11 protein-coding genes are annotated in these 14,545 nt (G+C 70.0%); 5 read left to right on the top strand and 6 right to left on the bottom strand.

All coding sequences use genetic code 11. The features are described 5' to 3' along the window. Positions 1-104: 104 nt before the first annotated feature. Positions 105-764, bottom strand: coding sequence for a TetR/AcrR family transcriptional regulator (locus ABD810_RS12925; RefSeq protein WP_344938363.1), 660 nt, complete (start codon positions 762-764; stop codon positions 105-107). A gap of 81 nt (positions 765-845) precedes the next feature. Here ABD810_RS12925 and ABD810_RS12920 point away from each other — a divergent pair, with 81 nt between their 5' ends. Then, on the top strand, positions 846-2,468 hold the full coding sequence (locus tag ABD810_RS12920) for an amidohydrolase (RefSeq protein WP_344938361.1): 1,623 nt from the start codon (positions 846-848) through the stop codon (positions 2,466-2,468). After that, positions 2,465-3,805, top strand: a complete 1,341-nt coding sequence (locus tag ABD810_RS12915; RefSeq protein WP_344938359.1) for an APC family permease — start codon at positions 2,465-2,467, stop codon at positions 3,803-3,805. The genes ABD810_RS12920 and ABD810_RS12915 overlap by 4 nt, the downstream gene beginning before the upstream one ends. Before the next feature lie 29 nt (positions 3,806-3,834). Here ABD810_RS12915 and ABD810_RS12910 read toward each other — a convergent pair whose 3' ends face one another. The 4 genes from ABD810_RS12910 to ABD810_RS12895 form a co-directional block, all read right to left on the bottom strand. Beyond that, positions 3,835-5,310, bottom strand: coding sequence for an MFS transporter (locus tag ABD810_RS12910; protein WP_344938357.1), 1,476 nt, complete (start codon positions 5,308-5,310; stop codon positions 3,835-3,837). Positions 5,311-5,419: 109 nt separating this feature from the next. Beyond that, positions 5,420-5,815: a hypothetical protein gene (locus ABD810_RS12905; RefSeq protein WP_344938356.1), complete on the bottom strand. Its 396-nt coding sequence runs from the start codon at positions 5,813-5,815 to the stop codon at positions 5,420-5,422. A 113-nt stretch (positions 5,816-5,928) separates the two neighbouring features. After that, positions 5,929-6,609 (bottom strand): alpha/beta hydrolase, encoded by a 681-nt coding sequence (locus ABD810_RS12900; RefSeq protein ID WP_344938354.1) that lies wholly within the window; start codon positions 6,607-6,609, stop codon positions 5,929-5,931. 130 nt (positions 6,610-6,739) lie between these two features. After that, positions 6,740-7,390, bottom strand: a complete 651-nt coding sequence (locus ABD810_RS12895) for a helix-turn-helix transcriptional regulator (RefSeq protein ID WP_344939024.1) — start codon at positions 7,388-7,390, stop codon at positions 6,740-6,742. Between the two features lie 744 nt (positions 7,391-8,134). Between ABD810_RS12895 and lon the strand changes: the two genes are divergently transcribed. The 3 genes from lon to ABD810_RS12880 all read left to right on the top strand — a co-directional run bounded on the left by lon (position 8,135) and on the right by ABD810_RS12880 (position 13,369). Further along, positions 8,135-10,510 carry an endopeptidase La gene (gene lon, locus ABD810_RS12890; protein WP_344938352.1) on the top strand — a complete coding sequence of 792 codons (2,376 nt, stop codon included), beginning with the start codon at positions 8,135-8,137 and terminating at the stop codon, positions 10,508-10,510. Positions 10,511-10,594: 84 nt separating this feature from the next. Further along, positions 10,595-11,740 (top strand): Fic family protein, encoded by a 1,146-nt coding sequence (locus ABD810_RS12885; protein WP_344938350.1) that lies wholly within the window; start codon positions 10,595-10,597, stop codon positions 11,738-11,740. Positions 11,741-11,833: 93 nt separating this feature from the next. Then, entirely contained in the window at positions 11,834-13,369 is a 1,536-nt protein-coding gene (locus tag ABD810_RS12880; RefSeq protein ID WP_344938348.1) for an acyl-CoA synthetase, read from the top strand. Between the two features lie 19 nt (positions 13,370-13,388). Here ABD810_RS12880 and ABD810_RS12875 read toward each other — a convergent pair whose 3' ends face one another. After that, the gene (locus tag ABD810_RS12875; protein WP_344938347.1) at positions 13,389-14,144 is read right to left on the bottom strand and encodes a M12 family metallopeptidase; all 756 of its coding nucleotides are present in this window, start codon (positions 14,142-14,144) and stop codon (positions 13,389-13,391) included. Positions 14,145-14,545 lie beyond the last annotated feature (401 nt).

Raw genomic sequence — 14,545 nt, 5'->3', positions numbered from 1 at the left:
CACTGCCTCAGAAACCATCGCAAGCCTCCGTCTCCGTGACGGAATCTGAAGTGAATGTACACCAGGACGTTCGAATGCACACCCGGCCGATCGGAAGAAGGAGATCAGGCGGCCAGAGTGCGTAGCGTCCTGCGGAGCCCGTCGATGATCGCCGCCAGGCCGACCTCGAACGACAGATCGGCGGGAGGGCGTCCACGCGCGGCCGCCGCGCCGTCGCGGGCACGTACGGTCGCTGCGAAGGCCGGAACCTCCGCCGCGAGCGGCCCGGAGTCGAACATGTCGGGCGGCGCGACCATGTCCAGAGCGGAGCCGAGGATGAACGACTCGACCGCGACCATGACGGGGATGACCATCTCGGCCGGCCAGCCGCCGCGTTCGAGCCCGGTGACGACCTGGTCGTACATCCGCAGAGTCCGCAGCGCGCCGGTCACCGGGAGCGTCGCGAGCAGGGAGATGGCGGGCGGGTGCGCGGCGAACGCGGCGCGGTAACCGTGGGCCCACCGGACCATCGCCTCGTCCCAGGGCAGCTCGCCGAACATCGAGGCGTCGATCGAGTCGGAGACGAGCTCGCGGACCGCGGCCAGGATGTCGTCCCTCCCCGCGACGTGGTTGTAGAAGGAGGAGGGCCGCACGCCGAGCCGCCGGGCCAGCGCGGCGAGGGAGAATCCCTCGGTTCCGGCCTCGTCGATGAGGGCGAGGGCCTCGCGCGCGATGACCTCTCTGCTCAGCACCGGTGTGGCCGGCCGGCCCACGCGCCTGCTCACTTTGCTCGCCAGCCCCTTCCGCTTTGCCTCCGGACAACCTATCCTTCCGCACAAAACGAACGACATTCTTTTTGGACGCCGATGACACGCACGCTCTTCCACAACGGCACCGTGTGGACCGGCACCGGGACCACGGCCGGGGCCCTGTCCATACGCGACGGCCGGATCGAGGCCCTTGGCGCCGAGGCGCAGGCCCGGCCGGCAGACGAGATCGTCGACCTCCAGGGCGGGCTCCTGTTACCCGCCTTCGGCGACGGCCACTGCCACCCCGACCACGCGGGCTTCGAGGCGATGGGCCCGCGGATCAGGGACCGCGGCAGCGTGGAGGAGATCGTCGAGGAGGTTCGCCGGTACGCCGCCGCGCATCCCGAGGCCGAGTGGATCATCGGCGCCAGCTACGACGCGACCCTGGCCCCCGGCGGCATGTTCGACGCCCGCTGGCTGGACGCGGCCGTACCCGGCCGCCCCGTGGTCCTGCGTGCCTGGGACTACCACACCGTGTGGTGCAACACCGAGGCCATGAGGCGGGCCGGTCTGGACGCCGCCACCCCCGACCCGCCACGCGGCGCCTTCGCCCGCCGTGACGACGGTGAGCTGCTCGGGATGATGTTCGAATGGGACGCGGTGGACGCGGTCCTCGGCGCGGCCCCCGCACGCACCACCGCCGACCTGGTACGGGCGCTCGCCATCGCGACCGAGGCCTACGCCGCGGCCGGGGTCACCTGGATCCAGGACGCCTGGGTGGAGCACCGCGCCATCGAGGCATACCTGGAGGCCGCGCGGCAGGGGCTGCTTGCCACCCGGGTGAACCTCGGCCTGCGCGCCGACCCCGAACGCTGGCGTGACCAGCTCGCGGAGTTCGCCGCCGACCGCGAGCGGGTGCGAGCGTTGGGCGGCGACCGGCTCACCGCGAACACGGTCAAGTTCTTCGTCGACGGCATCCTGGAGAGCCGTACGGCGTCGCTGCTGGCCCCCTACAGCGACGATCCGTGCACGCGCGGCATGCCGCTCTGGCCGTACGAGGAACTGCTGGAGGCGCTCACCGCCGTGGACAAGATGGGCCTGCAGGCGCATCTGCACGCCATCGGCGACGCCGGGGTACGTGCCGGCCTGGACGCGATCGAGCACGTGACCGCGGTCAACGGCCCCCGCGACCGGCGGCCGGTCATCGCCCACGTGCAGGTGCTCGACGAGGCGGACCTGCCGCGCTTCGCCGAGCTCGGCGTGATCGCCAACCTGCAGCCGCTGTGGGCGCGCACCGACCCCGCGATGACCGAGCTGACCATTCCGCGTATCGGCGCCGGGCGTGCCGCACGGCAGTACCTCATCGGCTCGCTGCTCCGCGCCGGGGCTCACGTGGCCTTCGGAAGCGACTGGCCGGTGACCGATCACCGCCCGCTGGCAGGGATGCCGGTCGCGGTGACGCGCGAGAACGCCGAACGCGAACCGGCCGGCGGCTGGCTGCCCGAGGAGCGCATCGACTTCGACGCCGCCCTGTCCGCCTACACGGCGGGGGTCGCCTACCAGGCCTTCGCCGAGCGGGAGCGCGGCTCCCTGAGCCCCGGGAAGGTCGCCGACCTGGTGTGGCTCGACCGGGATGTACGCCAGATGGACCCCCACGACATCGCCGACCGCTCCGCCGTCCGCGGCACCTGGCTGGCCGGCACGCGAACCTTCATCTCTCCCGAGAGGAGTGGCATATGACCGAGTCCGCTGCCGGTTCCGGACTGAAGCGGGTCCTGGGTGTCCCGGGACTGACGCTGTTCGGGCTGACCTATCTCGCCCCCGTCGCCGTCTTCACCACCTACGGCGCCGTCGCGCAGGTCACCGAGGGCCACCTGCCGTCGGCCTATGTGGTCGCCCTGGTGGTCATGCTGTTCACCGCCTTCAGCTACGGCCGGATGGCCCGGGCGTACCCCGCCGCCGGGTCGGCCTACACCTACACCCAGCAGACCTTCGGCGGGCATGTCGGGTTCATGACCGGCTGGACGCTGATGCTGGACTACCTGTTCCTCCCGATGATCAATTTCCTGCTCATCGGCATCTACCTGAACAGCCAGTTCCCCGGCGTGCCACAGTGGATCTTCACCCTGGGCGCCCTGCTGGTGGTGTTCCTGCTGAACATCCTCGGCATCACCGTGATGAGCCGGGTGAACGCCCTGGTCGTCGGGGTCTCCGTGGTGCTGATCGTCGTCTTCGTCGCTCTGGCCGTGAAGCACCTGGCGGGTCACCCCTCCCCGTCGATCTTCGAGTCCTTCACTCCGGGCACCGGGGTGTTCTCCGGCGCGGCGATCCTGGCGCTGAGCTTCCTCGGGTTCGACGCCGTCTCCACCCTGTCGGAGGAGGCGAAGGACCCTCGCCGCACCATCCCCCGCGCGATCGTGCTGACCACGTTGATCGGCGGCCTGCTGTTCATCGTGGTCGCGTGGATGGGCAGCCTCGTGCACCCCGGCTACGACGACTTCACCAATCCCGACACGGCGGGCGTGGACATCATGGCCGCGCTGGGCGGCGCCGCCTTCCAGACGATCTTCGTGGGCATCTACGTCATCGGGGCCTTCGGGTCGGCGATGACCACCCAGGCGAGCGTCTCCCGGATCCTGTACTCCATGGGGCGGGACGGCGTGCTGCCCAGGCGCGTGTTCAGCGTGCTGCACTCCCGGTTCAGGACGCCGGTCTTCGCCGTCGCCGTGGTCTCAGCGGTGTCGCTCGTCTCGCTGTTCATCAGCCTCGGCAACGCGGTCGTGATGATCAACTTCGGTGCGCTGATCGCCTTCTCGATGGTGAACCTCACGGTGATCAAGCACTACCTCGTCGACGAGCGCCGACGCTCCACGGGGGACATGCTCCGCTACGGGCTGCTGCCCTTCGCGGGCTTCGCCCTGACCATCTGGCTGTGGACGAGCCTATCGGGGATCACGTTCACCGTCGGGCTCATCTGGATGGCCCTCGGCTTCGTCTACCTCCTCGGCCTGACCCGCCTCTTCACCCGCAGGCCGCCGGTGATGACCTTCTCCGAGGCCGAGCCCGCCGCCGTGTGAGCGCCGCCCACGACGGGCGGCACAGGCTCTCAGGCCGGCTCGCGTGCGTCCTCGGCGGGCTCCAGGGGCGGGGCGGACAGCTCGCACGCCGTCTTGCGCTCGGGCGTCCGCAGGGCGTTGGTCCTGATCGTGACGAAGGTCAGGATCGCGGCGCAGGCCATCATGGCGGCGCTGATCAGCATGGCCGTCCGGAAGCCCCAGGTGAAGTCGATCGGCGAGGTGTAAGCGGCGCCGGTGAGGCCCACGAGCGGGGGGATGGCCGCGACGGCGAGCAGGCTGCCCGTCCGGGCGACCGCGTTGTTCACGCCGCTGGCCACCCCGGCGTACCGTTCCTCGGCGGTGGCCAGCACCGTCGCGGTGAGGGGCGCGACCGCGGCCGACAAGCCGAGCCCGAAGACGGTGATCGCGGGCAGGACGTCCACCAGGTACGACGAGCTGGGCCCGACCCTGCTCAGCAGCACCAGTCCCACCGCGCAGGTGATGATGCCGGCGGTCATCGGCAGGCGCGGGCCGATCCGCCTGCCGAGGTCGCCCGCGCGGGGGGATAGCAGGAGCATCAAGAGCATGACCGGGAGCATGGAGGACCCGGCGGCGATGGGGGAGAAGCCGGCGGCGACCTGCAGTTCCACGACGAGCAGGAAGAACACCACGCCCATCGCCGCGTACATGACCAGCGTGACCAGGTTGACGGCGGTGAACTCCCGTGAGGCGAACACGCGGACCGGGACCAGGGGCGACACCGGGCCGCCGCGCGAGCGGCGTGCCTCCAGCACCACGAAGGCCGCTCCGAGCGCGACGCCCGCGACCGCCGCGACCAGCCGGATCGAGGTGCCGCGCTCGATGAGCCCGTAGGTGATCCCGGCCAGGGCCAGGGCGGCGAGCGCCGCGCCCAGCACGTCGAACCGGCCGGTGGTCGCCTCGTCGCGTGTCTCGGGCACGTGCCGTACGGCCACCGCGATCACGATGGCGGCGAGGGGCAGGTTGATGAGGAACACCCAGCGCCAGCCCGCCGTCTCCACGAGCCAGCCGCCGAGCAGGGGGCCGATGGCGCCCGCCACCCCGCCGAGGCCGGACCAGGCGCCGACGGCCCGGGGACGGTCCTCACGGGCGAAGGACGCCTGGATGATCGCGAGCGATCCGGGCGTGAGGAGTGCTCCGCCGATGCCCTGGAGCCCGCGGGCGAGGATCAGCGTCTGGATGTTGGGCGCCAGCCCGCACAGGGCCGAGGCGATGGCGAACCACGCGACGCCGATGACGAAGATCTTGCGCCGGCCGAACCGGTCACCGAGCGAGCCGCCGAGCAGGATCAGGCCCGCGAGCGTGAGGGTGTAGGCGTTCACCGTCCACTGCAGGCCGGACATCGAGGCACCGAGGTCCTCACCCAGCCGGGGCAGGGCCACGTTGACCACGGTGCTGTCGAGGAAGGCCATCCCGGAGCCGAGGACGGTGGTGAGAAGGATCCACCGGCCGCTGGGGGACTTCATGCGGATGCCGCCTTTGTCCATGCGATCCATCATGCTCTGATATTTGAGGTGCTTTAGCCCTTCGGCCCTGGTCTGCCGGTGTTTCGGGCCGTGGGTCCACCGCCCGCGAGCCGCCGGCAGCCCTATCCGGTCAGGTCATCGGCGCGCGGAAGGCGTCCGTCCTGCGGCCACGGCGCCAGAAGATCGCGCAGGCCACCGCGACCAGCACGGCCGGGATCGGCAGCCACGACATCCGCTGGAGCAGCCAGGCGGCCGAATCGGGCGGGGCGAGCACGCCGGGGACGGCGGGACCGAAGGGCAGAGCGGCCAGCAACACCACGGTCAGCGCGGTCTGGTGCCACAGGAAGATCGTCATCGCCGAGAGGTTCGCCACGACCACCGCGGCCCACACGCGGGGACGCCGCATCAGGGTGGTCAACGGCCCGTGGAGCAGCATGGCCAGCCCCACCTGGGCGACGCCGAAGCAGACGGCGGCCAGGGTGGGCGGGCTGAGGTTGGAGACCCGCGCGCCGGTGACACCGATCATGCTGGCGGCGCGACCGGGGAGCCGACGCGCTGCGCGTCCTCGCGATCCTCGGGGTCATCGCCGGCCACTGGCTCGTCACGGCGTGGGTGATCGACGATCTAGGGCACATCCGCCTAGTCGCTGTGCCCGCCCGGCCCGGCCGCGATGATCCGGGCACCGAACGACGGCCGCACCGGGTCGGCGCCGAACCCGAGGGTCCCGAAACGCACGGACGGGACGAACCTCATCCAGTCTTTCGCCCCGCGCCCCGCCCATAACCGGGCGGGGGAGCCCAGGTCGCTCGCGTGGGCGACCCCCAGTCCCGGGCTGCCGACCACGGCCACGTCGTCGACCGGCAGGCCGCGCAGGGCCTTGGCACAGACGACCGAGCCGTAGCTGTGGCAGAGGAGGGTCACCGGAGCGCGTGTGCGGCCCCGGATCTCCGCGACCGTACGGCGCAGGGACTCGGCGCCTTCGGTGGCGGCGTCTTGTGTGGCCACCGCGAGGCTGAAGGTTCGCGGGCTGTCGTACCCGAGCCACGCGATCACCGCGGGCCGGGCCGCCGGGTGGATGGCGTGTGCCTCGGCCATCAGAGTGCGCGCGGCCCCCGCCGGCGTGCTGTGCGGCTTGCGCCTGCCGCCGTCGAAGGTGGCGCGGGTGACGTCGGAGCCGGGGACCACGACGGCGACCCGGTCGGCCGTCACGAGATCACCGAACACCTGGATCATGCGGTCGCGGGGTGCGGGGGTGAGCAGCGTGAGCCCGCCGACGACGCCTGCCAGCGAGACCGCCGCGAAAACGCTCCGGACCACCATGGAGCCTCCTGTCTGGTGCCACTAGATGAGGGCGAACCAGACGAAAGCTATGAACCAAGATCTGTAACGCACGTCCCCTGCGAGAGTGGTCCTTGCGCGTCACTCTCAGGGGGGACCCGGGTGGCGGGTGCTACTCGCTCGGGCGGACCAGGCCGGTTTCGTAGGAGAACACGATGGCCTGGGCGCGGTCGCGCAGGCCGAGCTTGGTCAGGATCCGGCCGACGTGGGTCTTCACCGTCTGCTCCGACACGATGAGCCGCATGGCGATCTCGCCGTTGGACAGGCCCTGGGCGATCAGGGCCAGCACCTCGGTCTCGCGCTCGGTCAGGTCGTCCAGGCGCTTGGCCGTCGGCGCGCGCGGCCCGCCGAGGCGGGCGAACTCCGAGATGAGCCACCTGGTCACCGAGGGCGCGATCAGGGCGTCCCCGGCGGCGACGATCCTGACGGCCTCGACCAGTTGCTCCTCGCCCCGCAGGGCGCCGAGCACCTGGCGCATCTCGGCCAGCGCCGCCAGTGACATCACGCGGATCTCCGCCAGCCCCGCCTCCAGCCTGCGGGGGTCGCCGGCCGCCTGGAGCGGGGTGGCCTCCGCCTGGATGGCGATCACGGACATGTGGTGGGCGACGACGTCGTGGAGCTCGCGAGCGATCCGCGTGCGTTCCTCTAGCACGGCGCGGGCGGCTTGCTGCTCCTCGCCTCGCCGCGTCTCCTCGGCAAGGCGGCCGGTGATGGCTCTGCGCGCCCGGACGTTGTAGCCGAACAGTACGGCGACCGTCACCATGGCCGAGGCCAGGAACATCGAGTTCGGGTGGATGATCCATGCGCCGATCACCGACACGATCCACGCGCCGATCGTGATCTCCTTGCTGGAGCGCACCGACAGGGAGTACGCGGAGAGCAGGTAACCGATCACCTGGGCCGCCACGTACGGGAGCGGCTCCGAGCCGGCGCCGGCCCCGCCGAGGATGTGCGGGTTGACGCCGGCGCCCACGGCCGTGGCCAGGGCCGCGACGCGCCAGGCGGCGACCGGCCACCGGTCGCGCAGCGCGACCGGCACGGAGTAGGCGGCCGACAGCAGCCACAGCGCCGGGCTCTCGCCGCCGAAGCCGGACATCCCGGCCTCGCTCATCAGATACGACAGCCCGCCGCCGAACAGGACGTACGCCAGCAGCAGGTCGCCCACCACGACCAGGTCGATCGTGTGGAAGGGCAGCAGGCGCAACGGTCTCGGCATGGGGAACCGCAGGCGCCGGGACCGGGGGTGGGGCGGATCGGCCGTGCCGGTCACCAGCGCCGACATCAGCGGGCGCGTCAGCCGTACGAGATCGGCCACGGCACGCGAGATCATCCGTCCAGATTACCGAGGCGTGACCTGGGCCGCGTCGTGCCGGAGAGGGATCTTCCGGCGTCATACCGGAGGGGCAGATTACAGAATTACGATCGCTGGCAGCGAACATGCGCAGACTTGGGAACAATCGGAGGCTCTCATTAATTGAGTCCATGTAACTCAACCCTTGGAGTTAGCATGAGTCAGAGCTTGATCCTTCCGGTTCTGCCGCTCGATGACGAGGTCGTCCTGCCCGGCATGGTCGTTCCCCTTGATCTGTCGGACGCCGAGGTGCGCGCGGCCATCGACGCCGCCAGGGCCTCCTCGAAGCAGGGCAAAGCGCAGGTGCTGCTCGTTCCCCGCATCGACGGCAGGTACGGCGCCGTGGGCGTCTCCGCCGTTGTCGAGCAGGTCGGGAGGCTTCCCGGCGGCGAGCCCGCCGCCGTTGTCCGGGGTGTGGAACGGGTCCGCATGGGCTCGGGCACCACAGGTCCCGGCGCCGCTCTGTGGGTCGAGTCCACCCCCATGGAGGTCATCCCCGCCGACGGGCGCGCCGAGGAGTCGGCCAAGGCGTACAAGGCCCTGGCCACCACCGTCATGCAGAAGCGTGGCGCCTGGCAGATCGTCGACGCCATCAACCAGATAGAGGACGCGTCCGAGCTCGCCGACAGTTCCGGCTACGCGCCCTGGCTGTCCACGGCCCAGAAGGTCGAGCTGCTGGAGAACCCCGATCCCGCGGAGCGCCTCGCCCTGCTGGTCGAGTGGGCCCGTGAGCACCTCGCCGAGCTGGACGTCGCCGAGACGATCCGCAAGGACGTCCAGGAGGGCATGGAGAAGCAGCAGCGCGAGTTCCTGCTCCGCCAGCAGCTCGCCGCCGTCCGCAAGGAGCTGTCGGAGCTGAACGGCGAGGCGGCGTCCGAGGAAGAGGACTACCGCGCACGCGTCGAGGCGGCCGACCTGCCCGAGAAGGTGCGGGAGGCCGCGCTCAAGGAGGTCGACAAGCTGGAGCGGACCTCCGACCAGTCGCCCGAGAGCGGCTGGATCCGCACCTGGCTGGACACCGTCCTCGACATCCCGTGGAACGACCGCACCGAGGACTCCTACGACATCGCCGCGGCCCGCGCCGTCCTCGACGCCGACCACACGGGTCTCGACGACGTCAAGGAGCGCATCGTCGAGTACCTCGCGGTGCGCAAGCGGCGCGCCGACCAGGGGCTCGGCGTGGTGGGCGGGCGCCGCAGCGGCGCCGTCCTGGCGCTGGCCGGCCCTCCCGGGGTCGGCAAGACCTCCCTCGGGGAGTCGGTCGCCCGGGCCATGGGCCGCAAGTTCGTCCGGGTCGCCCTCGGCGGCGTCCGCGACGAGGCGGAGATCCGCGGTCACCGGCGCACCTACGTCGGCGCGCTTCCCGGCCGCATCGTGCGCGCCATCCGCGAGGCCGGCAGCATGAACCCCGTCGTGCTGCTCGACGAGGTCGACAAGGTGGGCGCCGACTACCGCGGCGACCCGACGGCGGCGCTGCTGGAGGTCCTCGACCCCGCGCAGAACCACACCTTCCGCGACCACTACCTGGAGGTGGAGCTCGACCTGTCGGACGTGCTCTTCCTCGCGACGGCGAACGTCCTAGAGTCGGTTCCCGGCCCGCTGCTCGACCGCATGGAGATCGTGACGCTCGACGGCTACACCGAGGACGAGAAGGTGGCGATCGCTCGTGACCACCTGCTGCCGCGCCAGCTCGACAAGGCCGGCCTGACCTCCTCGGAGGTCACGATCGACGACGAGGCGCTGCGCAGGCTCGCCGGCGAGTACACCCGTGAGGCGGGTGTCCGCTCGCTGGAGCGGTCGATCGCGCGGGTGCTCCGCAAGATCACGGCCAATGCGGCTCTCGACCAGGCCGCCCTTCCCGTGCACGTCGGCGCGGGAGACCTGGTGGGCTACCTCGGCAGGCCGAGGCACGTTCCCGAGTCCTCGCTGCCCGAGTCGGCGCAGCGCACCGCCGTCGCGGGCGTGGCGACCGGCCTCGCGGTGACCGGCGCGGGCGGCGACGTCCTGTACGTCGAGGCCTCGCTGGCCGACCCCGAGACCGGCTCCACCGCCGTCACGCTCACCGGGCAGCTCGGCGACGTGATGAAGGAGTCGGCGCAGATCGCGCTGTCCTACCTCCGCTCACGCGGCGCCGAGCTGGAGCTGCCGGTCGGGTCCCTCAAGGACCGGTCCGTGCACATCCACGTCCCGGCGGGTGCCATCCCCAAGGACGGGCCTTCGGCGGGGGTCACGATGACCACGGCCCTGGCCTCGCTGCTGTCCGGCCGCCCGGTGCGGTCCGACGTGGCGATGACCGGCGAGGTCTCGCTCACCGGGCGGGTGCTCCCGATCGGCGGGGTCAAGCAGAAGCTGCTCGCCGCCCACCGGGCGGGCATCACCACGGTGCTCATCCCGGCGCGCAACGAGCCCGACCTCGACGACGTGCCTGAGGCGGTGCGCGGGGAGCTCACCGTCCACACGGTGAGCGACGTGCGCGAGGTGCTCGACATCGCGCTGTCCCCGGCGACGGTGGCGGAGACCGCCGCTGCTTGACCTGGGCCGGGATCGAGCCGGAACAAATATGGACGAATCATTCAGTCGCTTGACTGGATGATTCGTCCATGCTGTTATGAGGACGTGATCTATTGCACGCCGGAGCTGGAGCCGGCCGACAAGGCGGTCCTCGAAGAGATCGAGGACATGCGGCGCGATCTGATGTACCGCCTCGCGGAGCCGCACCGCTGGGACGGCCAGCTCCGCCGCCAGCTCCAGGCTCGGGCGATCCAGGGCTCCAACTCCATCGAGGGGTACCGCGCGAGCGTCGAGGACATCGAGTCGATCATGCTGGGTGAGGAGCCGCTGGAGACCTCGTCGGCGGTGACGAGCGAGATCGCCGGATACCAGCAGGCGCTCACCTACATCCGGCATCTCTCCCTGGCGCGGTCCTTCCGCTTTGACGCGGGCGTCCTGCACGCGCTGAACTTCATGATGATCGGCCATCACCACGACAAGAGCCCTGGCACGGTACGGCCGGGCGGAATTTACGTGCGCAACTCCGCGACCGGTGAGGTCGTCTACGAGGGTCCTGACGTTGAGAACGTCCCTGCGCTCATCGACGAGCTGATCGACTGGCTGAACGGTGGAGACCTCGACCAGCCGAGCTACGTGCGCGCCGCGATGGCGCACTTCAATCTCGTGGCGATCCACCCATGGCGCGACGGGAACGGCCGCATGTCCCGGGCTCTGCAGACGCTGGTGCTCGGCAGAGACCGGATTCTCACTCCCGAGTTCTGCTCCATCGAGGAATGGCTGGGCCTCGGTGAGAACACCGTCGAGTATTACCGGGCGTTGCGCGAGGTCCAGGGGGGAACCTGGAACCCCCACGATCGGACGCTTTCCTGGGTGCGATTCTGCCTGCGAGCGCATCACATGCAGGCGCAGCGGGTGCGCGACCGGTTGGCGGAGGCGGGCAAGGTATGGCTCCTGCTGGAGGAGCAGGTCGACGCCGAGCGGTTGCATCCCCGGTGCGTCTCGGCGCTCTACCAGGTCTTCGTGAGCAGGCGGCTGCGGCGCGGCACCTACCAGTCCGACGAGTCGCTGAGCCAGGGGCAGGCCGCGCGTGACCTGCGCGAGCTCGCCGCCCGCGACTGGCTCACCCCCTACGGTGAGACCAAGGGCCGCTTCTACGCCCCAGGCCCCAAGATGCAGCGGGTGAAGGCCGACTTCGCCGCGCGCGTCGAGCCGCTCCGCGACCCGTATCTCACCGGCACCGCCGCCCGGTGAACGCCGGTGTGCCTCCCGTGAGCCCGGCCGCGCGCGGCACATGGGTAAGTGAATCCTTTTCACGGAAGCGTTAACCGAGTAGCGTTCGGTTTTATGCATCCGGGAGCAGTCGCAGCACAGACCCCCGACAAACCCGCTGTGATCATGGCGGGCTCCGGGCGTGTGGTCACCTACCGGGAGCTGGACGAGGAGTCGAACCGGCTCGCCCAGCTCTTCCGTTCGGCGGGCCTGCGGCCCGGCGACCACATCGCTTTCATGCTGGAGAACCACCCGCTGTTCCTGGTGGTCGCGTGGGCGGCGCACCGCTCGGGGCTGTACTACACGGCGATCAGCTCCCGCCTCCAGAGCGACGAGCTGGCCTACATCGTCGGCAACTGCGAGGCCAAGGTCTTCATCACCTCCGCCTCGCTCGCCGAGGTCGCGACCTCGGTCACAGAGGACACCCCGAAGGTCCTGCTCAGGCTCATGCTCGACGGCGTCGCCCCCGGCTTCCGGTCGTACGAGGCGATGGTGGCCGCGCAGCCCTCCACCCCCGTCGAGGACGAGTGCCAGGGGTCGGACATGCTCTACTCCTCCGGCACGACCGGGCGGCCGAAGGGGATCAAGCCGCGCCTGAGCATGGTGCCGCTCGACGCCCCGGGCGCGCTGCTGCAGCTCGTGCAGTTCCTTTTCGCGCCGTCGGCCGACGCGGTGTACCTCTCGCCCGCCCCGCTGTACCACGCCGCCCCGCTGCGGTACTGCATGACGTTCCAGCGGCTGGGGGCGACGATCGTGGTGATGGAGAGGTTCGATCCCGAGCAGGCGCTCGCGCTGATCGAGAAGTACCGCGTCACGCACTCGCAGTGGGTGCCCACGATGTTCATCAAGATGCTCAAGCTTCCCGAGGCCGTACGGAAGAAGTACGACCTGTCCTCGCTGACCTGCGCGATCCACGCCGCCGCGCCCTGCCCCGTCTCGGTCAAGGAGCAGATGATCGACTGGTGGGGGCCGATCGTCCACGAGTACTACGCGGGCACCGAGGGCAACGGCTTCCTGTACGTCGGCTCGGCCGACTGGCTGAACCACAAGGGCACCGTCGGCCGGCCGCTGCTGGGCGTCACGCACATCTGTGACGAGAACGGCGACGAGCTCGGGCCCGGTGAGCACGGCACGATCTACTTCTCGGACGGCCCGCGGTTCGAGTACCACGGCGATCCCGAGAAGACCCGCGCCTCCGAGGATCCGCAGGGCCGGGGCTGGACCACGCTCGGCGACATCGGTTACCTCGACGAGGAGGGTTTCCTCTACCTCACCGACCGCCGCTCGTACATGATCATTTCTGGTGGGGTGAACATCTACCCGCAGGAGGCGGAGAACGTCCTGTCCGTGCATCCCAAGGTCGCGGACGTGGCGGTCTTCGGGGTGCCCGACGAGGAGATGGGCGAGGCGGTCAAGGCCGTGGTCCAGCCCGTCGACCCCGCAGAAGCCGGGCCGGCGCTCGAAGCGGAGCTGATCGAGTACTGCCGGGACCACCTCGCCCACTACAAGTGCCCGCGATCGGTCGACTTCCGGGCCGAGCTGCCACGCCATCCCACGGGCAAGCTCTACAAGAGGCTGCTGAAGGACGAATACTGGCCCGCCGGTTCATGAGGCGGGCGGGGACGCCGCGTCACGGGCAGCCGTAAAGGGTGCGGACCGCGGTCAGGTCGGCCGGGCTGAAACCGTTTCTCTGGCCGATCGGGACGGCGATCGTCGGCACCAGGGTGTCCTTTCCGTTACTGCTGAAGAAGTTGCGGCCGTACAGCATCACCGAGCCATAGTCGAGGGTGCCGAAGAGGCGATTCTGCGCGAGGGTGAGTTTCTGGAACTGGGGCTCGTAGCCTGGTATCACGTTCTCCAGGTGAACGGTCACGGCGGAGTCCCGGTCGGAGCGTGAGTGCTCGTGATAGAAACCCAGCGCGTGCAGCAGTTCGTGAATGACGATGCCTTTCCGCTCGCACCCGGATCCGATCGACACATCCTGCGCGATCGGGCCCACTCGTCCCACATATGAATAACAGCCGTTCCCGGCGAAGAGGTTGAGGTGGCCGTCCTCGGTGGTACGCGGAACGAAACGCACGCAGGTGTTGTCGTGGAAGTCCTTCATGGCCTGGGTGATCGCCTCACGGGCCGCCACCGAGAGGCCGGGGGACAGGACATAGGGCACCTTCCTGCCCGGCCACAGGGCGCCGGTATGTGTCGTGGCGGCGCCCGCCGCCGGCAGGCGGCAGTCTCCGGCCCGTGCGGGATGGCCGTGCAACTCGGGGAGCGGCCCTACCGGAGAGGGCGGGCCCTCCTCGGTGAGCTTGGGAAATATCCCCGGCATCTGGAGCTTCCCCGAGGCCGCCTCGAAGGGCGTTCCGATGATGATGTCACCCTCCGTCACAGCGTGCCCGTCTATGTCGACGTACCCGATTGTGTGGGGGTGTCCGGTGATGTCCGAGGCTGTAATGGAAAGAGATGGACGTACGGTCTGCTGCTGCCATAGCCGGTCGTAAGGGTCCTCCTCCGCGGCGGCGGGTGAAGCCCCCATCGCCAGCCCGAAGAACGTGACCGCCAATATAGCGATATGTCTCATATCAATGCCCCCGAAAACGCGCGTACAGATTGGCGAGCCGTCGCTCGTGGAATCTACCCCGGCGGTCTTGCGGCACTCCGGAAATGAGCGTCAGGTGGAGCCTGGCGACATGCCCGCGAGCGCACATCGAAATGGGCGGCAACGAGGAGCCCGGTCTTTATCCGGATTTTAGGCGCCGGGTGCCGGTCAGGTAGGACGGGCGTGCTCCG

Source organism: Sphaerisporangium flaviroseum, from assembly GCF_039537005.1.
In the GTDB taxonomy this organism is placed as follows: domain Bacteria; phylum Actinomycetota; class Actinomycetes; order Streptosporangiales; family Streptosporangiaceae; genus Sphaerisporangium; species Sphaerisporangium flaviroseum.
The sequence above is the reverse complement of the archived record's forward strand: the minus strand, read 5'-3'. Positions and strand labels throughout refer to the sequence as shown.